A 22,737-nucleotide genomic window follows, 5' to 3' on the forward strand; every position below is an offset into this window, starting at 1 on the left:
GGTGTAGGCTATGAAAATTTTATTTGTATCTCCTGTTGGAGCCATGTTTAGTGGAGCGGAAGTATCGATTGTGAACCTAATGAAGTTGTTAGTTCAAGAAGGTCACGAAGTATATAATGTGATCCCGGATAATACTCCACACATCGATAAAGACTATCTCCGTCATATGGATGCAACTGGAATTAAACTATTTCAGTTAAAAACCAATCAGTGGTGGTGGCCTGAGTCTAAAACGCTGGATATTTCGGATTTAGAAATCCAAGCTTCTCAACAAAAGAATATTGATGAAGTAAGAGAAATCATTCAGAATGAACAGATTGAACTGGTTATTTCGAATACAGTAAATGTGTTTCAGGGAGCAATAGCTGCTGCATGTGAAAAGGTGAGACATTTTTATATTATTCATGAATTTCCTTTTGGCGAGTTTGGCTATTATAAAGAGTTAATTCCCTTAATTGATGATCTGTCTGATAAAATTTTTGTAGTCGAAGGGGAATTGTACCACACTCTTACGAATTATTTTACGACTGATAAATTGATTCCGTTTATTCCTTATACAGAAGTTCAAGAGCGTCCGCTCAAGAATTCTACTATTTCTCGTTTTGTATCCATTGGTGGGATTAATGAACGGAAAAATCAGCTTGAATTGCTCGCAGCTTATCATCAATTAGATCGGAAAGATATTGAACTGGTCTTTATCGGAGGATGGGATGAACAGTACAAAAGGTTGATGGATGACTATATTCAAACGCATCATCTAGATCGTGTGACGTTTGTTGGGTTTCACTCGGATCCATGGTCCTTGGTGACAGACAAAGATATCCTCGTTTTGCCTGCTACATTAGAAACATTTTCTTTGGTATTTGTGGAATCAGTCCTAAATGGTGTTCCCGCAATCATTTCCGATAATTTAGGTCATTTATCTTCGAGTAAATTTTTAGAATCTGGGAATTTATATTCACTAGGGGATAGAGATTTGCTAAGTCAACAAATGGCTACAGTGATTGAGAATTTTGATAGCTATAAAGAAAAACAATTACTGGATCAAGAACTTGCTCGAAAAAAATATAATCTAAAGACGATCTATGCCGTTTTTAAAGATAACATTGAAGTAGAAACACCAATTGTGAACCAAAAGCTATCCTCTAAGTATGCTCGATTTTTGGGGATGAAATTCAAGAATCGTGATATCGAAGTGATTGGTAAATCTCAAGTGGTAATTTCAGCTTCTAATGATGGGCTCCATTCAGCCTACCATGAAATAACAAAAGAGAGAATGGAAAATAAGGGCACCATTATCTTTCAGCTTGAAAATGAAAAAAGTCTAAAAATATTACTTTCAGAATTTCCTAGCTCCTATAAAAAATTGTCATTGATAGCATTGGAGGATCAGAGAGAAATTCCTCTTGTAACTTCAAATGGAATTGATTTCGAAGATGTTTTGGTTTTCTTTAATACCCATCCACATATTCTTTTTGATCTTTCGAATAGTTCAGGTAATCAATTTCAATTCTCCTATGAAAAAGAAAGTGACGAAGAATTTAGCAGGCACCTATTCAACTTACATGAGAAACATAAAAAATTATCTCATGAATACAATTCCGTCATCCATTCTCGCCGTTGGACGATTCCAACAAAGATCTTGAAATTCTTAAGAATAAGGAAATAATATGCAACGTTTACTTTTGTACGTTCACTTCAATAAATTTAACTTTATCAGTGGACATGTACTCTATCAATTAGAAAAAATTCGTCCCTTGTATTCACGGGTGGTCTTTATCTCTAATAGTCAACTACCAGAAGATGTGAAGGATCATTTGTCTTCCCAACAGTTGGTGGATGATATTCTTGAACGCCAAAATAGTGGCTTTGACTTCGCTGCTTGGCGGGATGGAATGAAGACAGTCGGCTTTGATCAACTGGCTCACTTTGATTCTGTTACCCTTATGAATGATACCTGCTTTGGACCTCTTTGGGATTTAGAACCCATTTATCAGCAGTTTGAAAATGACCCTGAAGTAGATTTCTGGGGAATGACCAATTACCGGAAAGACAAGGATTTTAACGAGCATATTCAAAGTTATTATCTTAGCTTTAAAAAACAGGTGCTGACATCGAGCGCCTTTCATGAGTTTTGGCAGGGCGTTCAAGACTTTACTAATGTCCAAGATGTAATTGATAACTACGAGACTAGGGTCACAACGAATTTTTTGGATGCTGGTTTTCGCTATAAAACTGTCTTTAATACCATCCATGAAGATACAACTGGGATGCTCTATCCAGACTTTTCTTATTACAATCCTACAGCGATTCTCAAACATAAGGTTCCTTTCATCAAAGTTAAAACCATTGCAAACAATGAAGGAATCATGCCTTATATTTTTGATGAATTGGAGCGTGTATCGGACTATCCATTGGATTTGATTCTTAACCACATGTCTATGATTGACCGTCCGGACTATCCTTATCTCTTATCCCGTAAGTATTTGAAGGATCAAGACTTAGGAGATACATTTGATAAAAAAATTGCGGTTCATCTCCATGTCTTTTATGTGGACCTCTTGGAAGAATTTCTAGATGCTTTCCAAGCTTTTCATTTCACCTATGACTTATGGATTACGACAGATGTAGAAGAGAAGAAGCAGGCTATTGAGGAGATTCTTTCTAATCGGGCCCAAGTTGCGACAGTTGTGGTGACTGGAAACATTGGACGAGATGTGTTACCAATGTTACTCTTAAAAGAGCAACTCTCTCACTATGATTATGTCGGCCATTTTCATACCAAGAAATCCAAAGAAGCAGATTTCTGGGCAGGTGAATCTTGGCGGAATGAATTGATTGAGATGCTGATCAAGCCAGCGGATCAAATCCTTGCCAACATGGAGGCCAATCCAAAAGTTGGAATCGCCATCGCAGATATTCCAACCTTCTTCCGATACAATCGAATAGTGGTTGCCTGGAATGAAGCCCTCATTTCACCAGAGATGAACAAGCTATGGGAACGGATGGGAGCGACCAAGTCGATTGATTTCAAGAATCTCAATACCTTTGTCATGAGTTATGGAACCTTTGTTTGGTTTAAATATGATGCTTTGAAACCACTCTTTGAGTTGAATTTGACAGCAGCAGATGTCCCGGCTGAACCTCTTCCTCAAAATTCGATCCTGCATGCGATTGAACGCTTATTAGTCTACATTGCCTGGGATCAAAAATATGACTTTAGGATCTCCCAAAATCCACACGTTCTCACACCATTTATCGATAATAAGCAGTTGAACAATCGTGAGGATCTCCAACCACATACCTTCGTGGACTTTAATCAAATCGGTGGGATTAAAGGAGCCTTGAAGTATATCGTGATCGGTCCAGCAAGAGCTGTGAAATATATACTAAAAAGAATGATAAAGAAAGTGAAATAATGAAACGGAAAAAAGAGTTTAATATTAAAGAATTTATCCTCTCAGCTTTATCGAAACTTTCAAGAACTCAGTGGTATTACATTGCAACTTTATTTTTATTCTATTTCATTAATGTTTTTCTTTTAAATTGTCGACTAATTGATACCTTAGGATCCACAACTTCTGTTAGGGAATTGAATAATAATTTTGGAATAATTTTTGGAATAGCAATTTTATTTATTGCTTATTTGAGTTCAAAATTTGATTTTAAGTGGTTCTTTCTGTTGAAATGTATTGTAGGGTATTTTATATATACAAGTTTATCGTATTTAGTAGATGTTACTACTAACATTAATAACCCTAAATTTAAATTATGGAATTTTAAAAATAATCCGTTTCTTCAAACAAATGGATTATGGACTTTGTTTTCAATTATTTTAATTTCTAGTCTTTGTTTCTTTTTTAGAAAATATTATGAAAATAAAACTCATCGTGGAAGAGTTACTGTTGCAATTAATAAAGAGTTTGAATATTTACTATTAGGACAATTTTTGACTTTATTAATATTTTTGGATAGTAAAATTCCATCATTTATTTCAAAAACAACTACTTTTATAAAGATTGGGGATAAATATAATTTAGGAAAGTATTCAGAAGCTCAATTTTGGTCTCTCTTTCCAACTACTTTTGGTTTGTTTATTTTATTAAGTTTTGTCACGTTTTTGTTTATGAAAGGTCAAAGTGATTTTATAAAAAACAAACCATCCTTCTCTTTATCTGTATTCTTTAGTGCTGTATTTGCTATAGTATTCAATTTTACTTTGCAAATTGGGATGGGAAATAGTGAAAAATTTTTAGGTTATTCATTTCTACCAGGAGCTTTGTTATTTCAATTTATAACACTATTTCTTTTATTTATTTCAGTTTTTTTGGTAACTAATAAGGTTGTTTTAAGTACTTTAATCATTCTTTCCTTTGGTACAGTCTTTTCTATTGCTAATGCAATTAAATTTTCAATGAGGAATGAACCAGTTTTGCCAAGTGATTTATCTTGGTTGTCATCTGTTGATCAATTATTTGGTTTTGTAGATCCGTCTATTGTATTTTACAGCATTTTATGTTTGGTATTATTACCATTGCTATATATTATTTTAAGAAAACTTTTCTTTCAAGGTCGAATCTTGAGAAGTTTCCTTTTTAGAATTCTGCTATTATTAACCATTATAATAGTTTATGTTAATGTTTTTGATATATTGAGTAATAAAGAACAAAATGGTCAAGTTAGAGATGGTGTTCCGATTGTTTCACAATTAAATAACTTTCAAAATATTGTTTGGATGGGAAATACTGTTAATGCTAGATATAAATCAATTTCATATGTTTGGTTTAATCAAATGGCGACGGAAGTGGTTCCTATCCCCGAGGGATACTCTAAAGCACGGATAAATAAAATAAAAGAAAAGTATGCATCAATAGCTTCGGAATTGAATAAGACAAGAAATTCAAATATACAAGATAATACAATTATTTATATTTTGAGTGAGAGCTTTTCAGATCCGTCACGAATTGATACTGTTAAGTTAAATAAAGATGTTATTCCGAATATAAGATCCATAAAGAATAATACAACAAGTGGTTTAATGCAATCAGATGGTTACGGGGGTGGAACTGCAAATATGGAGTTTCAGACTTTGTTTGGACTTCCATATTACAATATGTCTCAAAGTGTTGCTGTATTACATACAGAGGTATTTCCTAAGTTAATAGAAAAACCATCGATAAGCAACAGTTTTAATGAGAAAGATAGAATTGCTATTCATTTTAATGATCCTAGAAATTACTCTAGAAATGTTGTATATAAAGATTTAAAATTTAATAAATTTATTACTTCTCCTGCAAAAGGGGTAGAACATGAAAAACAAGGTGCGTATTTAAGTGATAGGACTCTTTATAATACGATTCTACGAAATATCTCAGCTAATAAAAATGAAAATCAATTTTTTTCAATTATTACAATGCAGAACCACGCTCCTTGGTCTGAGTCTACTCCAGAGGATTTAACTGCTATTGGAGAAAAATTTTCAGATGAAGAGAATGCAAAATTATTAAATTATTCTAGATTGTTAACACATACTGATAGTGATACCCAATCCTTCCTGGAAAGTCTTTCTAAAATAGATAAGAAGATTACAGTGGTCTTCTATGGAGATCACTTGCCTGGTCTCTATCCGGAGTCGGCCTTTAAGAACAACCCAGAAGGTCAGTACCAGACAGATTATTTCATTTGGAGTAATTTTGATGCACCGAAATTGAATTATCCTTTGGTCAATTCAAGTGATTTCTCTGCTATGGTCTTTGAACAGACCAATTCAAAAGTTTCACCTTACTATGCTTTGTTGACGGAAGTATTGAAAAAAGCAAGTGTCGATAAAAAGGCCTTAGAAGGGGAAGCACAAGAGATTGCAGAGGATTTGAAAATGGTTGAATACGACCTGATTAGTGGGAAAGGTTACCTTTCTAAAGACTTCTTTAAAGTCCCAACCAACAAATCCAATTAAAAGGAGAGCTAGCAGTTAAAAATCTTTGTGATTTTGGCTGTCTGGCTCCCTTTTTTTTGTTTTTTATGCTAAACTATTAGATGGGGGTACGCTCATGATTAAGATATTTGGAAAGGTCCATTATCATTGGCAACCGGACTTATCTGTTCTTGTGACTTATTGGTCCATTGCAGTGATTCCGGTCTTTATTGGACTGGCCTTGATGTATGAGAGCTCTAGTGTGCCAACGCTAGTTTTGTTTTCTTTCTTTTTATTTATGGCCTTGCTCGCGATTGGGGTCCATCGTTACTTCACGATTTATGAGGATGGGATCTTGCGGATTATTACTGCCAATCCTTTTACTCCAATCAAGGTGAAGATTGACTCGATCGAAAAGGTCGAAGTAAATAAGAAGTCGATCAAGCTCATTTTTAATGATGGTTCGCGCAGTCGGACATTCTGTATGCGCAAATGGCCGAAAAAATACTTTATCAATGCACTTGCCTTAAATCCCTATTTTAAGGGAGAAGTAATCTTGACGGATAATTTCATCCATGTGGATTACTATGAGATGTATTATGCAGACAAATAAAAAGCCCTCTTAATCTTTTAAGAGAGCATGAGTGGGGCATTCTTTAATAGCCTCGAGAACATCGTTTGTGACAGGGACTTCCTTTTCAAGGAGGTCGTCGTCTTCAGTAGCAAATTTAACGATGCCATTGTCATGGTAATCAAATAATTCAGAATAGGTCTGACAGAGACCACAAGCGATGCAACGATCTGGTATTAACGTAACTTTCATACTTCTATTGTAATGATTTTTACGAGAAAAAACAAGGAGGAAGTCATGGCAAAAGAACCATGGGAAGAAGATATTTACGATGATGGAGAAGAAACATTGAAAAGAACGAGTAAGTTAAACGGAATCAAGGCAGATCGTCTATTGACGATTTTAGCCATTATTTTCTTTGTAATAGTAGTGGCGATGGTTTGTTTGTTGATTTTCCTTTCAACAGGTGGCAGCAATAAATCCAAACAAATGTCTGGTTTCTACAATGGTGAGACCAAGGTTGAACAGAAATCATCGGCTCCTGCAGCACAAACTGACCAAGCAGCTACTGAAGATAGTTCAAAAGATGAGAAATCTGAAGAAGGTACGATCACTGTTCAAGCAGGTGAAGGGGAAGCAGCGATCGCTGCGCGTGCTGGTATTTCCATTGCCCAATTGGAACAGTTAAATCCTTCTCATATGTCTACAGGATCATGGTATGCGAATCCTGGAGATGTCGTTAAGATTCAGTAGGAGTTGAGGTTAGCATGAAACAAATTCAAATTGCCATTGATGGACCGGCTTCTAGTGGAAAGTCCACGGTTGCAAAGATCATTGCCAAGGATCTAGGCTATACGTATCTAGATACGGGGGCTATGTATCGAGCAGCGACCTATTTAGCGTTGCAAAACAACTTTTCTGCGGAGCAAGTGGAGGACTTGTTGGCTCTGTTGGATCAGTATCCGATCAGCTTTGGTCGTTCGGAAGAAGGAGAGCAGCTTGTTTTTGTAGCAGACGTGGATATTACCCATCCAATTCGTGATAACCAAGTGACCAACAATGTTTCATGGGTTGCGGCGCTTGCGCCTGTCCGTGAAAAGTTAGTGGCTCTTCAGCAAGTGATTGCAGAGAAGGGTGGAATCGTCATGGACGGTCGCGATATTGGGACAGTTGTCTTGCCAAATGCAGAGTTGAAGATCTTCTTAGTGGCATCCGTGGAAGAACGTGCAGAACGTCGCTACAAGGAAAATGTTGAAAAGGGCATCACAGCGGATCTTGAATTGTTAAAAAAAGAAATCGCTGAACGTGACTATAAGGACAGCCACCGTGCTGTGTCTCCTTTGAAACCTGCAGCAGATGCCATTCATTTTGACACAACGGGTGTTGGAATTGCAGACGTTGTGGCCTTTATTGAAGAAAAAGCGAAAAAACTTCTTGACAAAGAATAAAAAACTTGATATCATATAAAAGTTGAGAAAAGCAGAAGTGAGAACTTCTCGCCTTGTGACGCAAGTTGCCTGGCCCCTACGGATCAAGTTTCAGTAATGAAATACATCATGTAGTTCGGGCCTGTATTGCAGGTCCGTTCTTTGTTTTTCTCGAATAATAAAAAAGAGGTGAAAACCATAGCAAAGCAAGACTTATTCATCAATGATGAAATTCGTGTACGTGAAGTTCGCTTAATCGGTCTTGAAGGTGAGCAATTGGGTATCAAACCACTTAGCGAAGCGCAAGCACTTGCGGACGACGCTAATGTTGACTTGGTTCTCATTCAACCTCAAGCTAAACCTCCTGTTGCGAAAATTATGGACTACGGTAAGTTCAAATTTGAGTACCAGAAGAAGCAAAAAGAACAACGCAAAAAACAAAGCGTTGTGACCGTGAAAGAAGTTCGTTTGAGCCCAGTGATTGACAAGGGTGATTTCGATACAAAACTTCGCAATGCTCGCAAATTCCTTGAAAAAGGAAATAAAGTGAAGGTATCCATTCGCTTTAAGGGTCGTATGATTACCCACAAAGAGATTGGTGCTAAAGTTTTAGCCGACTTCGCTGAAGCGACACAAGATGTGGCGATCATCGAACAACGTGCTAAGATGGATGGACGTCAAATGTTCATGCAATTGGCGCCAGCAACTGACAAGAAATAATCTGTCAGAAAGTTAAAAAAAGGAGAAAATATCATGCCAAAACAAAAAACACACCGCGCATCAGCTAAACGTTTCAAACGTACAGGTTCTGGTGGACTTAAACGTTTCCGTGCTTACACTTCTCACCGTTTCCACGGAAAAACTAAGAAACAACGTCGTCATCTTCGTAAAGCATCTATGGTGCATGCAGGAGATTTCAAACGTATCAAAGCAATGCTTACTCGCTTGAAATAATCGCGTATTTGTAAGTAAAGAATTCTAGGAAATATTGGAGGAAATATAAATGGCACGTGTTAAAGGTGGCGTTGTATCACGCAAACGTCGTAAACGTATTCTTAAATTAGCTAAAGGTTACTATGGAGCTAAACATATCTTGTTCCGTACTGCAAAAGAACAAGTAATGAACTCTTACTACTATGCATACCGTGACCGTCGTCAAAAGAAACGTGACTTCCGTAAATTGTGGATCACACGTATCAATGCGGCAGCTCGTTTGAACGGACTTTCATACTCACAATTGATGCATGGTTTGAAATTGGCTGAAATCGAAGTGAACCGTAAAATGCTTGCTGACTTGGCTGTTAACGATGCAGCAGCTTTCACAGCTCTTGCAGATGCAGCGAAAGCAAAACTTGGTAAATAATGTTTATAAGACTGGGAAGATTTTCTCAGTCTTTTTTTCTTGCTGATTTCATGCTATAATGAAATCAATTATAGGAGTAATTATATTAGATGGAGGACCGAAAGGTGACACACAATCGACTAGCATGGGATGAGTATTTTGCAGCTCAGGCCTTACTGATTTCGAATCGGGCGACCTGTAATCGGGCGAAAGTAGGGGCTGTTCTGGTTAAGGATAATAAGGTCATTGCAACCGGCTATAATGGATCTGTTTCTGGAACAGATCATTGTTTAGAGGATGGTTGTTTGATGGTCGAGGGACACTGTGTCCGGACCATTCATGCAGAAGTTAATGCGATCTTGCAGGGAGCTGAAAGAGGAATTCCCAAAGGTTTCACAGCTTATGTCACGCATTTTCCTTGTCTCAATTGCACCAAGCAATTGCTTCAAGTCGGCTGTAAGCGGGTGGTATACATCCATCAATACCGCATCGATGAATATGCAGAATACCTCTACCGTGAAAAAGAGGTAGAACTGGTTCATCTGCCGATTGAAGAAGTCAAAAAGGCTATTGCAGAGGCAGACTTCATTTAAAAAAGAAATCCTGACCAACAACTTGATATAGAACTAATAGCAAGCTTGTTTTTGAAATCACGCTTGGCTGATTCGTGTAGAGGAAGGAGAGTGTGATGATACGTAAAATTTGTTATCTAATTTTCTTATTCGCTCAGAGACCTGGGCTTGTTGTTATATGAAAGGTAGGAAACCGTGATGACAGACCAAGAGAAACATTTTGAAGAAAATAAGGAACCTAGTAAGATCAGTGAAGATCATCCCAATTCTGTATTTGTTCAGAATCCTCCAAAAGAAAATAGCTTACATTCTATTCTTCTTTCAGTGACCTTTTACTTATCCATTATCTATCTTGTATTGTTTGTCTCTCTCTTTGCACTTTCGGGTTATGGATGGGGATTTGTCGTTTTGATTTTCCTTGGTCCAAACTTATTAAGTCTTGCGATTGGGGCCTTTCTAATTCGACTAGGGATGAAGAAGGGGAATAAAAGCCTTCTTTATGCGAGTATTGGACTCTATCTGCTGTCTATCATCTTGGCTTTTGATCCAGACTGGGAAATATTTCGAATTGCTCCCTTATGTTTAGGTGTTTTGGATTTAATTGGAACACTCCTTGTTAAAGAAGAGAAAAGCTTTTAATTAAAAGATAGGTATGGGCCACTTTACTTAATAAAAAGTATTCGCGTCGATCAAAGCGATAGTTAAATCAATTCTTTTTGTCGATTTTTGAGTACTATTATTTTAAAGGATAACTAAGAACTTTAGGAGGAAATGAAATATTAGATCAACCAAAACATTCTGAAGTAAAAAAAGAAAAAGAGGAAAGGATTACAGATGAAGTTCGTTCACCTGTTGGTGAATTTGATTCAGAAAAGAGAATTTGGAAATCTGGAATCCTTGCTTTTGCCTCGGTCCTAGCCATTGCTTATATCGTTTTGCTTTTATTAGGTCTCTTTTCACTAGGATCATGGGTTGGTGGTTTTTTGTACCTTTTGGGAATCCATATGATTAGCTTTATGATTGCAACTATATTACTCTTCATAGGTATGAGAAAAGGAAGTAAAGGACTCCTAAATGCGGCAGCTATCTTATTTATTATTTCCATTATAGGTACGCCAGATACTTATTGGATAGGTCCAAATAGTTTATCCTTTATTCTGGGAGTTTTAGTATTTATTGGAACTATATTATTTAAAAATGGAGACTGATCAAAGTAGATAGGGTTGAAAATTTTTAAAGATATATTATCATTTAAGTAGATGGTAGGTCATCGTGCACCCATAGGTGCGCGGTTACCTACCATTTGTGAAGATAAAAAAGCATCGTGTGAGGGTGCTAGATCTTACCTGCTGAACTCGTAAATTGATAGATACCCCACGGGGTATTTTTTTGTGAACTTTTTAGGAACTTTGAGGACTGTTTAAGTTTGTTTAATTGGGTAGTGCATAGCCCAAAAAACTGATCTAATGGGTTACTTGAAAAATAATTTTTCATATCATTGGTATTGTGTTATAATGAAGTGTTATATGGTCCCGATAAGATGATAGACTGTCTATCAGTACTTTGTAACTCTATAACAATATTTTTTTAAGGGGGGACATTTTTATGTCAGAACGTAAACTTTTCACGTCTGAATCAGTATCTGAGGGGCATCCAGATAAGATTGCAGACCAAATTTCAGATGCTATTTTAGATGCTATTTTAGAGCAAGATCCAGAAGCACACGTGGCTGCTGAAACAGCTGTTTATACAGGTTCAGTCCATGTTTTTGGTGAAATTTCAACAAATGCCTATGTCGATATTAACCGTGTTGTTCGCGATACCATTGCAGAAATTGGCTATACCAATACAGAATATGGTTTCTCTGCTGAAACTGTTGGAGTACACCCATCATTGGTGGAACAATCTCCTGATATCGCTCAAGGGGTAAACGAAGCCCTAGAAGTTCGTGGAAATGCGGATCAAGATCCACTCGATTTGATCGGTGCAGGAGACCAAGGTCTCATGTTTGGTTTTGCGGTGGATGAAACAGAAGAACTCATGCCATTGCCAATTTCATTGAGCCACAAGTTGGTTCGTCGCTTGGCAGAATTGCGTAAGTCAGGTGAAATCAGCTACCTTCGTCCAGATGCGAAATCGCAGGTCACTGTTGAGTACGATGAAAACGACCGCCCAGTGCGCGTGGATACGGTTGTTATTTCAACCCAACACGATCCAGATGTCAGCAACGAACAAATCCACGAAGATGTGATTAACAAGGTCATCAAAGAAGTGATTCCAGCTTCTTACCTAGATGATGAGACTAAATTCTTCATCAACCCAACAGGACGCTTTGTTATCGGTGGACCTCAAGGGGACTCAGGTTTGACGGGTCGTAAGATCATCGTGGATACCTATGGTGGTTACTCACGTCACGGTGGAGGCGCCTTCTCTGGTAAAGATGCGACTAAGGTTGACCGTTCAGCTTCTTATGCAGCTCGCTACATTGCCAAAAACATCGTTGCAGCTGGTCTTGCTAAGAAAGCAGAAGTGCAGCTTGCCTATGCCATCGGTGTTGCACAACCTGTATCTGTTCGTATTGATACCTTTGGTACTGGAACAGTCGCTGAGAGCAAATTAGAAGCAGCAACACGTCAAATTTTTGACCTTCGTCCTGCAGGAATCATCCAAATGTTGGACCTCAAACGTCCGATTTACCGTCAAACAGCAGCTTATGGCCATATGGGACGGACAGATATCGATCTTCCATGGGAACATTTGGACAAGGTAGAAGCCTTGAAAGAAGCTGTAAAATAGTTAGTTAAAATGGAAAAGTTAGGGTCAAGATGATCCTAGCTTTTTTTCGTATTGAAAATTCCTACAGATGGAAAAATAGGGCGATCTGTGGTATAATAGATGCAGTATTTTGAATACATTGTCCCTTTTATTTCCGTTGAAAAAACGATAGTAAAAGGAAAAAGACTTGAAAGAGCTAATGAATGATTGAGATGAAAAAAATTGTAATAAATGGTGGTCGCCCTCTAAAAGGAGAGGTGACCATTAGTGGTGCAAAAAACAGCGTAGTAGCCCTGATTCCGGCGACCATTCTGGCGGACGATATCGTGACCCTTGATGGGGTACCGGATATCTCAGATGTTGCAAGTTTGATTGACATCATGACCATCATGGGGGCCAAGATCGAGCGCAAAGAAGACAGTTTGATCATTGATCCACGTGGGGTGAAGAATATGCCCATGCCATTCGGAAAAATCAATAGTCTGCGGGCTTCCTATTATTTCTATGGCAGTTTATTAGGGCGCTACGGTCAAGCAACGGTTGGGCTTCCTGGCGGGTGTGACCTTGGCCCACGTCCGATCGATTTGCATTTGAAAGCTTTTGAAGCCATGGGGGCTGCCATGACGCAGGATGGCTCCAGTATGAAACTTGCGACCGATGGTAAGCCACTAAAGGGTGCCAATATCTTTATGGATACCGTAAGCGTTGGTGCAACGATCAATACGATTTTGGCAGCTGTAAAGGCTGAAGGACGTACCGTCATTGAAAATGCGGCGCGAGAGCCTGAAATTATCGATGTGGTCACCTTACTGAACAATATGGGAGCCCACATTCGTGGTGCAGGGACAGATATCATAACCATTGATGGCGTTGCTCATCTGCATGGGACGAGACACCAGGTGATTCCTGACCGCATTGAAGCAGGAACCTATATTGCTTTAGCTGCGGCTATCGGTGAAGGAATTCAGATTAACAATGTCTTGTATGAGCATTTGGAAAGTTACATTGCCAAGTTAGAAGAAATGGGAGTGCGTATGACCATTTCTGAAGATAGCATCTTTGTAGAAAAGCAAACAGGCTTGAAGGCGATCCAGATCAAAACGTCCCCTTATCCTGGTTTTGCGACGGATTTGCAACAACCGATCACACCTTTGCTCTTAACGGCTGCAGGTCGTGGGCGAATTGTGGACACGATTTATGAAAAACGGGTAAATCATGTTCCGGAATTAGCCAAGATGGGGGCTACAATTTCGACATTGAACAACCATATTATCTATGAGGGTCCGAATCAACTAACAGGATCAAGTGTAAAAGCAACAGATCTTCGTGCAGGGGCTGCCTTGGTGATTGCTGGGCTAATGGCCTCTGGAACAACAGAAATTACAAATGTGGAATACATCCTTCGCGGGTATTCAGATATTATTCAAAAATTGACCCAACTTGGAGCAGATATCCAGTTGGTAGAGGAATAGTGACAGAACTAGGGATCTGATAGTGGTGGCTAGTTACACGAACAATGGAGTTTGAGATGAATATTTGGACGCACTTAGCTGCCTATTCACTAATTGAAACACAAAGGTTGTATTTACGACCTTTTCTCTTTGAGGATGCGGAAGATTTTTATAAGATTGCTTCGAATCCTGATAATCTACAATTTATCTTTCCTGCACAAGCTGATCTTGCTGAAACTCAATATGTACTAGCCAACTATTTCATGAAAAATCCTTTGGGGGTTTGGGCCATCTGTGATAAGGAAACCAAGCAGATGATCGGCTCCATCAAGTTTGAAAAGTTGGATGAAATCAAAGGTGAGGCTGAGTTAGGATACTTTTTGCGCAAAGATTTTTGGGGAAAGGGCCTGATGACTGAAGCGGTCAAAGAGTTGGTTTATCTCTCATTTGAGAAATTTCAACTGAAGGAGCTTAAGATTGTCACCCATGTTGAAAATGCAGGGAGTCAAAAGGTCGCTTTAAAGGCTGGCTTTCGTCTCTTTCGTCAATTTAAAGGGAGTGACCGTTATACGCGTAAAATGCGCGATTATTATGATTTCCGCCTAGGTAGAGGGGACTTCTATGAGTAAACACCAAGAGATTTTAGACTATCTCGAAAAATTACCGATTGGAAAACGGGTCAGTGTTCGGAGTATTTCCAACTTTTTGAATGTCAGTGATGGGACAGCCTATCGTGCCATTAAAGAAGCTGAAAATCAAGGAATTGTCGAAACGCGTCCTAGAAGTGGGACCATCCGTGTGAAATCGCAAAAGGCTGTACTAGAGCATTTGACGTATCGGGAAATCCAGGAAATTACCGGTTCGGAAATTTTAGCTGGTAAAGAGGGACTCGAAAAAGAATTTAATAAATTTTACATCGGTGCCATGACGGAGAAGCACGTCCTAGACTATGTGTCTGAAGGTGGGCTTTTGATCGTGGGTGACCGCACTAGCATCCAACGATTGGCTCTTAAGCATGACAATGCAGTCTTGGTGACAGGTGGCTTTGAGGTGAGTGAAGATGTGATTGATCTGGCCAATCAGGTGCAAATCCCGGTCATCCGAACTTCACACGATACCTATACCGTTGCGACCATGATCAATAAGGCTTTGTCTAACATGCAGATCAAGACAGATATCTTGACAGTCGAGCAGGTCTATCGTCCCTTCCATGAATACGGCTATCTTTCTGAAACGGATACGGTAAGGGATTATTTAGATTTGGTTCGAAAAAATCGTTTTAGTCGTTTTCCGGTTGTCAATCAGCACCAGATGGTGGTGGGCGTCGTGACCATGAGAGATGCTGGAGATAAGGCGCCTCAGACGACCCTTGATAAGGTGATGTCACGGACCATTTTTACCACCAATCTATCCACCAGCATTGCGACCATTAGCCAACGGATGATTGCTGAAGATTATGAGATGATTCCTGTTGTTCGCACTAACCAGACCTTGCTGGGGGTTATTACGCGGCGGGATGTCATGGATCGAATTAGCAAGGTGCAATTTTCAAGCTTGCCAACCTTTAGTGACCAAATTGGTCAAAAGATTCAAACAGAGAACGACCATTACCAATTCACGGTAGAACCAAGTATGCTGGAGAAAAGTGGTGTTTTGGCCAATGGAGTCATGATCGAAGTGCTGATGAAGGTTGTTCGCAAGATGATGCAACACAGTGGGCGTAGCCTGATCGTAGAACAGCTGATCATCAATTTTTTACAGGCTGTGCAGGTGGATGATGGGATCCGCATTGAACCACAGCTGGTTCGGCGAACCAGACGTTCGGCCTTGGTTGATTTTAGCTTGTATTTAGATTTGCAGCTGGTCGCGAAAGCAACCATTACGATTAAGATTAATTAAACAAAAAGAAATGAGGAGACAATGATTACATTAAAATCACAACGTGAAATTGAAGCAATGGATCGTGCAGGAGATTTCCTTGCCAGTATCCATATTGGATTACGTGACTTGATCAAGCCAGGGCTTGACCTTTGGGAAGTAGAAGAATATGTCCGTCGTCGCTGTAAAGAAGCTAATGTCTTGCCACTTCAGATCGGTGTAGAAGGTAGTCTCATGGACTATCCTTATGCGACTTGTTGTGGCTTAAATGACGAAGTAGCCCATGCTTTTCCACGTCACGTCATTCTCAAAGATGGTGATCTCCTCAAGGTAGACATGGTCTTATCAGAACCACTCGACAAGTCTGTTTTAGATGTTTCAAAATTGGATTTTGATAATGTTGCGCAAGTCAAGAAATACACTGAGTCTTATACTGGTGGCTTGGCGGACTCTTGCTGGGCTTATGCGGTCGGCAATGTTTCTCAAGAAGTCAAAGATTTGATGGACGTGACTAAAGAATGTCTCTATAAAGGAATTGAGAAAGCAGTCGTAGGCAATCGCTTGGGAGATATTGGCGCAGCGATTCAAGAGTATGCAGAAAGCAAAGGCTATGGGGTGGTGCGTGACTTAGTCGGCCACGGTGTCGGGCCTACCATGCATGAAGAGCCAATGGTCCCACATTATGGTCGTGCTGGACGCGGTCTTCGCTTACGTGAAGGCATGGTCTTGACGATTGAGCCAATGATCAATACTGGTACTTGGGAGATTGATACTGATATGGAAACTGGTTGGGCCCATAAGACGCTCGACGGTGGCCTTTCTTGTCAATACGAGCATCAATTTGTGATTACAAAAGATGGTCCAGTGATCCTAACTAGTCAAGGTGAAGAAGGAACTTACTAAAAGATAGAGAGGAAAGAATGGAGCTGAAGGCACGTGTCTGGTTTCGCTCTTTGCTCTTTTTTAGTAAAATGGGGAGGTGACGAATGAAAAAGGTCCTACAAAAAGTGTTCGATCAACCATTTATAAAGGGCTTCGTGCGGTTTTATCAGAGTGCTGAGTCTGATATCACTAGCATTGCTGTAGCCTATTATTTGTTGATCTCTATTTTCCCTTTGATGCTGATTGCAGCCAATATTTTACCTTACTTTCACATTCGTCCCACTCAGATTCTTTTGAGTCTAGAAGAAGTCCTGCCCGCTTCCTTGTATCGGACGGTGGCGCAGATGATCTCGAGTGTGTTGACCAAGCCTTCGACAGGCTTACTGAGTTTCTCGATTATTTCTGCCTTGTGGATCTTCTCACAGAGCATTGCCTACCTTCAAAAAGCCTATAATAAGAGTTATGGGGTGGAAAAGGAGCGTGGTATTATATGGGGGCGACTCTTTAGCTTTCTGATCAGTTTTGCCTTGCAGGGCTTGTTTGGACTTTCGCTCATCCTTTCCATGTTTGGAAAAATGATCGTTCGCTATCTCTATCAGATCTTTTCATTTGATCGGACGATCTATGTGCGCTTACTGAAATTGACAGAGCCGACCATCTACCTCTTGCTCTTTGTCAGCTTGGTTTTGCTCTATTACACCCTTCCAAATGTCAAAATCCCAAAATTTAGATATGTATTGCCAGGGGCGACTTTTGTGGTTGTTGTCCTGTATGCAATCTTGAATATCTTTTGGAAATATGTGGATCGCTATGTGAGTCATTTCTTAGATGCTCGTTTCTTCGGTTCGGTCGTCCTAGCGGTTATCATGTTCTGGTTCATCTTGGTGGCAAAAATCATGATTATTGGTTGTATTTTAAATGCCAGTGTCCAATTTGCCAGAGAAGCCAAATTCCAAACACGCAGTGGAGAAATTGTCTCCAAATTAAACTCAGAAGAAGTGGCCTTTCGGCATAAAAAAGTTTCACAAAAATTAAAGCGTCGCTTACGCTTGATAAAAAAAGATAAAACGGAATAAGGGAGAGTGGGACAGAAATCGGTAATTCGTTAGAATTCGATTTCGTCGTCCCACCTCCGCACAGTTGAGTAGGGCTGTAAAAGCTGATGAAATCAGCGTAGTAGAGCCCACTCAACCACTGCGTCTTGCTCGACAATTCAAAAATAATTGAGAGGCTAGGACTTTTGTCCCAGCCTCTTTTTTGTCATCTATTTTATTGCATTTGCAACAAAAATATGTTACTCTATTTCTAACAAGAAAGGAGGAGTGGGATGAGTATTTTGCGTGAGATTGGTATCATTGCGCGCGCTCTGGATTCTATTGCAAATATCGAATTTAGAGATTTAGATTTAGCACGTGGTCAATATCTCTACCTGGTGCGAATTGCAGAGCAACCTGGAATGATTCAGGAAGAACTCTCTGAAGTCTTGAAAGTAGATCGATCCACCGTTGCAAGGTCCGTAAAAAAACTAGAAGAGCGTGGCTTGATTCAGCAACGTCCGAGAGGGGAAAATCTCAAAACAAAGGAATGGGAGTTAACTGAAAAAGGTAAGCAGATTTACCCCTTTATTTTAGGGGAGCATCTTTACTCTGAGAGAACTGCTTTAAAAGGATTTTCCAAAAAAGAAGTCGCACAGTTAGAAGAGTATCTCATCCGAGTTCGTGAGAATATCACCTTGGATTGGGAACTGGTTAAGAAAGGTAAAAAAAGAAATTATAGTGAGGTAAAGCAATGAAAGTAACAGTCGATCAAGCATTTTGGTATTTGTTCCCAACAGCTAGAATTAAAGTGATGTCCTTGTATGGCATTGATAATACAGTAGATGAAGCCAAGGATCCGTATTTCAAAAAATTGTTATATGAGGGTGCTAAGCGCGCTTGGGAATTTATTGATGAAGACAACTATACCCAGAGTGAATTTGTCCAAGAGTGGCGTCAGGCTTTTAGCAAGTTTAAAACAAAAAAAGGAGCGCGATCTTCGATCGAAGCCCTCTTAAAAAGAGTACACCAAGGACGTGAATTCTACCCGATTAATCCCTTAGTCGATTTATACAATAGTGTATCTATGGCTTACGCCCTTCCTTGTGGAGGTGAAGACATGAGCAAATTGGTTGGAGGACTCTCTCTGGGACAAGCAAAAGGAGGCGAACCGTTCTTCCCACTAGGGGCTGAAGAGGATGCTCCGGCTTTGGAAGGGGAGATCATTTACTATGACCAAGAAGGTGCCGTTTGTCGTTGTTTGAATTGGCGTGAGGCCCAAAGAACCATGCTAACAGAAGATACCAAGGACGCTATTTTGGTGATTGAAGCTATCAATGAAGAGCAGGCCAAACGAGCACAAACAGCCATGCAGGAATTGAAAGATCTAGCCAAGGATTATTTTGGGGTTGAAGGAACGATCTATCAATTAAGTGCAGAACAAGCAAGTATAGAAGTTTAAATTAACAAGGCTTGAAACAATCGTTTCAAGCCTTGTTTTTATTTTTAAAGACAAAGAGTTTACTAAAGACATAATTGAGGACTACAATAGCCACTTGCGCAAAGAGGGTTTCAATCAGATTGATCTGGCTCTTGTTATTGTGGACAAATTGGCCGATAATTCCTGGGAATTGCTTGACAAAGATCTCGGTCAAGGCCATGTCTAGTATAAAGGTCCCAGAGCGCGCAATTGCAAATCGGATCAAGCGCTGAAACCAACCCTTTCTTTCTTGTTTAAAGACAATGGTATCGTTGGTCGCAAAGGCAAAGAGGATCCCAGCTATGTTTCCTATCGCAGTTGCTAAACGTTCATCGCTAGTCATTTGGTAGACGAAAAGGCGCGTGATGACGGAAACAAGAGTCGTTGCCACACCAAAGAAGAGATAGGATAAAATTTCATTATCAAAAAATTTTTTAATGAGTGTTTTCATAAATTCAGTCTACCATAAAACCTCAAAATATGCTATACTTGAAAGGTTGAAGAAATCAAACCTTCAACCCTTGGTGCTTAAGATCCTTTCGCCAAGCATATTACACGCGGAAAAACCGCTAAAGGAGAATAGATGAAACAGTTAACTGCTCGTGATATGGCGCAAATTGCCATTGTTGCTGCGATTTATATCGTATTAACCATAACCCCACCTCTCAATGCCATGGCCTACTATGGCTATCAATTCCGTGTTTCGGAGATGATGAATTTCTTAGCTTTCTACAATAAGAAGTACTTGATTGCGGTAACCATCGGTTGTATGATTGCTAACTTATTTAGTTTTGGATGGATCGATGTCTTTGTCGGTGGAGGTTCAACCTTTGTCTTCTTAGGACTTGGACTCATTCTATTTGGTCGTTTCAAAAACAAGTTCTTATTCGACGGTCTTATTCGCTTAGACCATTTCTTGTTTGCGATTTTCTTTTCCATTTCCATGTTTACGATTGCCTTGGAACTTTATTACCTTCAAGGCCAACCATTCTTCTATAACTGGTTGACCATGGGAGTGGGTGAATTTGCATCCTTGATTTTTGGAGCGATTGTGATCAATCAACTTTCTAAACGGATTGATTTTACAAAATAAGAAAAGGGAGCTTTGTCTCCCCTCAAATGAAGGAAATTACTTCTTTGAAACTTTCCTTAATCGAGTACGGACGTCAGCGAACTTCGGAGAAGTTCCATGACTAATGATTGAGTCTAAGGTCTCAATCATCCGAGTGCCTGAAACAATTGTGTTTCAGGCACTTTTCTCACAGCGGAAAGTTTCAGTATAAGTTTGAAAAACTCAAAATTAGAATCGTTATTTTTCAGATTTGATTTTTCATAGGTTATATTTGAATGGCTGATTTGTCTACGTTTTTAGAAGGAGCTTTGGCTCTTTTTTTAATACTAAGAATGCACTAAATTCAAGGCTAAATTAAGATTTTATGATAAAATAAGAACATGGAAACCAGAATGAAAGAATTAGTGGAATTACTCAATCGTTATGCTTATGAGTATTACACAAAAGACGCTCCATCTGTTTCAGATAGTGAATATGATCAATTATATCGGGAGTTGGTAGAACTAGAAACTGCTCATCCAGATGAGGTCTTACCAGAGAGTCCAACTCACCGTGTAGGCGGTGTAGTTTTAAAAGGCTTTACTAAATACCAGCACCAGTATCCCCTTTATAGTTTGCAGGATGCTTTTTCGCGCGAAGAATTAGAAGCTTTTGATCAGCGTGTCCGTAAGGAATTTCCTTCCATCAGCTATGTATGCGAGTTGAAGATCGATGGCTTGTCCATTTCCCTCACCTATGAAAACGGTGTCCTTGTAACAGGAGCGACACGTGGGGATGGTTCTGTTGGTGAGGATATTACAGAGAATCTCAAGCGGGTCAAGGACATTCCTTTGGTGTTACCAGAGCCAGTGAACATTACAGTTCGAGGCGAGTGCTACATGCCACGGGCTTCCTTTGATCGGGTCAATCAGATCCGTCAAGAAAATGGCGAGCCTGAGTTTGCTAATCCACGAAATGCTGCTGCAGGAACACTTCGCCAATTGGATACGAAAATCGTGGCCAAGCGAAATCTTGCGACCTTCTTGTATCAAGAAGTGAGTCCGACTGATCAAAACAGTCAGGAAGGGGTGCTTGAGAAATTAGCTCGCTTAGGGTTTGTCGTGAACCAAGAGCGAGTGTTGGCAGAGGATATGGAGCAAATTTGGGACTTTATCCAGAAGGTAGCTCAGTTTCGAGAGGATCTTCCCTATGATATCGATGGGATCGTCATCAAGGTCAATGATCTAGCTGTTCAAGAAGAACTAGGCTTTACCGTAAAAGCTCCTAAATGGGCTGTCGCGTATAAGTTTCCAGCTGAAGAAAAAGAAGCGAAAATCCTATCAGTGGATTGGACGGTTGGACGGACCGGTGTCGTGACGCCAACTGCCAACCTAACTCCAGTCCAGCTAGCAGGAACCACTGTTAGTCGGGCAACCTTGCACAATGTGGACTATATTGCTGAAAAGGATATTCATCAAGAAGATACGGTGATTGTCTATAAGGCTGGAGATATCATTCCTGCTGTTTTACGAGTTGTCACGGATAAGCGAGTATCTGATCTACCACTTGCAATTCCGACCAATTGTCCGAGCTGTCAAAGTCAACTCCTCCATTTCGAGGATGAGGTGGCCCTACGTTGTATCAATCCACTCTGTCCAGCTCAAATCAAGGAAGGCCTGATCCACTTTGCTAGTCGAGATGCTATGAATATTACAGGCTTGGGGCCTGCTGTTGTAGAGAAACTCTTCGTAGCTCAGTTGGTAGAGGATGTGGCTGGGATCTACCGACTCACTGTAGAGGATCTATTGACCTTAGAAGGCTTTAAAGAAAAGTCAGCAGAGAAGCTCTATGACGCCATTCAAGCTTCCAAAGAAAATTCGGCAGAGAAGTTACTCTTTGGTTTGGGAATCCGACATGTCGGAAGCAAGGTCAGTCAAATCTTGCTCCAAGAATTCCATGACCTCGATCAACTGGCTACCGCTGATCCAGAACGGATTGCCAGCATTGATAGTCTCGGTATGGTCGTGGCTGAAAGTCTCAAGTCTTATTTCGCACAAGAGGGATCCAAGCGTCTCCTGCATGAATTGAAAGAAGCTGGCGTCAATCTGACCTACCTTGGTGAAAAAGTTGCTGCTGATGCGGCCCTTTCAGGAATGACAGTCGTTTTGACTGGGAAACTAGAGCGACTCACGCGTTCAGAAGCAAAGGCAAAATTAGAGAGTCTGGGTGCCAAGGTAACTGGATCAGTTTCCAAAAAAACAGATTTGGTTGTAGCAGGTAGTGACGCTGGTAGCAAATTAACCAAAGCACAAGAATTAGGAATCCAGGTAGAAGATGAGGCCTGGCTTGAAAGTTTGTAG

Annotated in this window: 24 protein-coding genes, 1 riboswitch and 1 other annotated feature; of the genes, 22 read left to right on the forward strand and 2 right to left on the reverse strand. The window is 39.8% G+C overall.

Annotation, left to right across the window (positions count from 1 at the left end; translation table 11 throughout):
- Positions 1 to 10: 10 nt before the first annotated feature.
- The 4 genes from JX304_RS04080 (at position 11) to JX304_RS04095 (ending at position 6,527) form a co-directional block, all read left to right on the forward strand.
- Positions 11 to 1,669: a glycosyltransferase family 4 protein gene (locus JX304_RS04080; RefSeq protein WP_205011377.1), complete on the forward strand. Its 1,659-nt coding sequence runs from the start codon at positions 11 to 13 to the stop codon at positions 1,667 to 1,669.
- Position 1,670: 1 nt separating this feature from the next.
- Positions 1,671 to 3,419, forward strand: a complete 1,749-nt coding sequence (locus JX304_RS04085) for a rhamnan synthesis F family protein (RefSeq protein ID WP_205011378.1) — start codon at positions 1,671 to 1,673, stop codon at positions 3,417 to 3,419.
- Positions 3,419 to 5,956, forward strand: coding sequence for an LTA synthase family protein (locus tag JX304_RS04090; protein ID WP_205011379.1), 2,538 nt, complete (start codon positions 3,419 to 3,421; stop codon positions 5,954 to 5,956). Before JX304_RS04085 ends, JX304_RS04090 begins: the two co-directional genes overlap by 1 nt.
- Positions 5,957 to 6,050: 94 nt before the next feature.
- Positions 6,051 to 6,527: an EbsA family protein gene (locus tag JX304_RS04095; protein ID WP_156671638.1), complete on the forward strand. Its 477-nt coding sequence runs from the start codon at positions 6,051 to 6,053 to the stop codon at positions 6,525 to 6,527.
- Between the two features lie 9 nt (positions 6,528 to 6,536).
- Here JX304_RS04095 and JX304_RS04100 read toward each other — a convergent pair whose 3' ends face one another.
- A complete protein-coding gene (locus tag JX304_RS04100) occupies positions 6,537 to 6,737 on the reverse strand; it encodes a ferredoxin (protein ID WP_155169015.1) in 201 nt (66 codons plus the stop codon).
- A 45-nt stretch (positions 6,738 to 6,782) separates the two neighbouring features.
- On the opposite strand from JX304_RS04100, the gene JX304_RS04105 reads away from it, so the two are divergent.
- From JX304_RS04105 to JX304_RS04180, 16 genes are all read left to right on the forward strand, one after another.
- Positions 6,783 to 7,238, forward strand: coding sequence for an SAG1386/EF1546 family surface-associated protein (locus tag JX304_RS04105; protein WP_205011380.1), 456 nt, complete (start codon positions 6,783 to 6,785; stop codon positions 7,236 to 7,238).
- A 14-nt stretch (positions 7,239 to 7,252) separates the two neighbouring features.
- A complete protein-coding gene (gene cmk, locus JX304_RS04110) occupies positions 7,253 to 7,933 on the forward strand; it encodes a (d)CMP kinase (RefSeq protein ID WP_205011381.1) in 681 nt (226 codons plus the stop codon).
- 23 nt (positions 7,934 to 7,956) lie between these two features.
- Positions 7,957 to 8,085: a sequence feature (ribosomal protein L20 leader region), on the forward strand.
- A 16-nt stretch (positions 8,086 to 8,101) separates the two neighbouring features.
- Positions 8,102 to 8,632, forward strand: coding sequence for a translation initiation factor IF-3 (infC, locus tag JX304_RS04115; protein ID WP_003003721.1), 531 nt, complete (start codon positions 8,102 to 8,104; stop codon positions 8,630 to 8,632).
- 33 nt (positions 8,633 to 8,665) lie between these two features.
- A complete protein-coding gene (rpmI, locus tag JX304_RS04120; RefSeq protein ID WP_003003453.1) occupies positions 8,666 to 8,866 on the forward strand; it encodes a 50S ribosomal protein L35 in 201 nt (66 codons plus the stop codon).
- Between the two features lie 49 nt (positions 8,867 to 8,915).
- Positions 8,916 to 9,275, forward strand: coding sequence for a 50S ribosomal protein L20 (gene rplT / locus JX304_RS04125; protein ID WP_000124830.1), 360 nt, complete (start codon positions 8,916 to 8,918; stop codon positions 9,273 to 9,275).
- A gap of 104 nt (positions 9,276 to 9,379) precedes the next feature.
- On the forward strand, positions 9,380 to 9,847 hold the full coding sequence (locus JX304_RS04130; protein ID WP_129824413.1) for a deoxycytidylate deaminase: 468 nt from the start codon (positions 9,380 to 9,382) through the stop codon (positions 9,845 to 9,847).
- A 177-nt stretch (positions 9,848 to 10,024) separates the two neighbouring features.
- Entirely contained in the window at positions 10,025 to 10,465 is a 441-nt protein-coding gene (locus tag JX304_RS04135; RefSeq protein ID WP_205011382.1) for a hypothetical protein, read from the forward strand.
- Positions 10,466 to 10,830: 365 nt separating this feature from the next.
- The gene (locus JX304_RS10735) at positions 10,831 to 11,034 is read left to right on the forward strand and encodes a hypothetical protein (protein ID WP_239649400.1); all 204 of its coding nucleotides are present in this window, start codon (positions 10,831 to 10,833) and stop codon (positions 11,032 to 11,034) included.
- Between the two features lie 397 nt (positions 11,035 to 11,431).
- On the forward strand, positions 11,432 to 12,622 hold the full coding sequence (gene metK, locus JX304_RS04145) for a methionine adenosyltransferase (RefSeq protein ID WP_205011383.1): 1,191 nt from the start codon (positions 11,432 to 11,434) through the stop codon (positions 12,620 to 12,622).
- Positions 12,623 to 12,813: 191 nt separating this feature from the next.
- Positions 12,814 to 14,073, forward strand: coding sequence for a UDP-N-acetylglucosamine 1-carboxyvinyltransferase (locus JX304_RS04150; protein WP_205011435.1), 1,260 nt, complete (start codon positions 12,814 to 12,816; stop codon positions 14,071 to 14,073).
- Between the two features lie 56 nt (positions 14,074 to 14,129).
- Positions 14,130 to 14,681: a GNAT family N-acetyltransferase gene (locus JX304_RS04155; protein WP_205011384.1), complete on the forward strand. Its 552-nt coding sequence runs from the start codon at positions 14,130 to 14,132 to the stop codon at positions 14,679 to 14,681.
- Complete coding sequence (spxR, locus tag JX304_RS04160; protein ID WP_205011385.1) at positions 14,674 to 15,951, forward strand: CBS-HotDog domain-containing transcription factor SpxR; 1,278 nt, start codon at positions 14,674 to 14,676, stop codon at positions 15,949 to 15,951. Before JX304_RS04155 ends, spxR begins: the two co-directional genes overlap by 8 nt.
- Positions 15,952 to 15,972: 21 nt before the next feature.
- Positions 15,973 to 16,833, forward strand: a complete 861-nt coding sequence (locus JX304_RS04165) for a methionyl aminopeptidase (RefSeq protein ID WP_003015764.1) — start codon at positions 15,973 to 15,975, stop codon at positions 16,831 to 16,833.
- Between the two features lie 83 nt (positions 16,834 to 16,916).
- Positions 16,917 to 17,888 carry a YihY/virulence factor BrkB family protein gene (locus JX304_RS04170; protein WP_205011386.1) on the forward strand — a complete coding sequence of 324 codons (972 nt, stop codon included), beginning with the start codon at positions 16,917 to 16,919 and terminating at the stop codon, positions 17,886 to 17,888.
- Positions 17,889 to 18,139: 251 nt separating this feature from the next.
- Positions 18,140 to 18,604, forward strand: a complete 465-nt coding sequence (locus JX304_RS04175) for a MarR family winged helix-turn-helix transcriptional regulator (RefSeq protein WP_205011387.1) — start codon at positions 18,140 to 18,142, stop codon at positions 18,602 to 18,604.
- The gene (locus tag JX304_RS04180; protein WP_205011388.1) at positions 18,601 to 19,308 is read left to right on the forward strand and encodes a B3/B4 domain-containing protein; all 708 of its coding nucleotides are present in this window, start codon (positions 18,601 to 18,603) and stop codon (positions 19,306 to 19,308) included. The genes JX304_RS04175 and JX304_RS04180 overlap by 4 nt, the downstream gene beginning before the upstream one ends.
- Before the next feature lie 25 nt (positions 19,309 to 19,333).
- Here JX304_RS04180 and JX304_RS04185 read toward each other — a convergent pair whose 3' ends face one another.
- Positions 19,334 to 19,777: a GtrA family protein gene (locus tag JX304_RS04185; RefSeq protein ID WP_205011389.1), complete on the reverse strand. Its 444-nt coding sequence runs from the start codon at positions 19,775 to 19,777 to the stop codon at positions 19,334 to 19,336.
- A 28-nt stretch (positions 19,778 to 19,805) separates the two neighbouring features.
- Positions 19,806 to 19,912: riboswitch (PreQ1 riboswitch) on the forward strand.
- On the opposite strand from JX304_RS04185, the gene JX304_RS04190 reads away from it, so the two are divergent.
- Positions 19,910 to 20,419, forward strand: a complete 510-nt coding sequence (locus tag JX304_RS04190; RefSeq protein ID WP_205011390.1) for a QueT transporter family protein — start codon at positions 19,910 to 19,912, stop codon at positions 20,417 to 20,419. (Overlaps the previous riboswitch by 3 nt.)
- Positions 20,420 to 20,778: 359 nt before the next feature.
- Positions 20,779 to 22,737, forward strand: a complete 1,959-nt coding sequence (ligA, locus tag JX304_RS04195) for an NAD-dependent DNA ligase LigA (protein ID WP_205011391.1) — start codon at positions 20,779 to 20,781, stop codon at positions 22,735 to 22,737.

This window comes from Streptococcus parasanguinis (genome assembly GCF_901875555.1).
Lineage (GTDB): Bacteria > Bacillota > Bacilli > Lactobacillales > Streptococcaceae > Streptococcus > Streptococcus parasanguinis_H.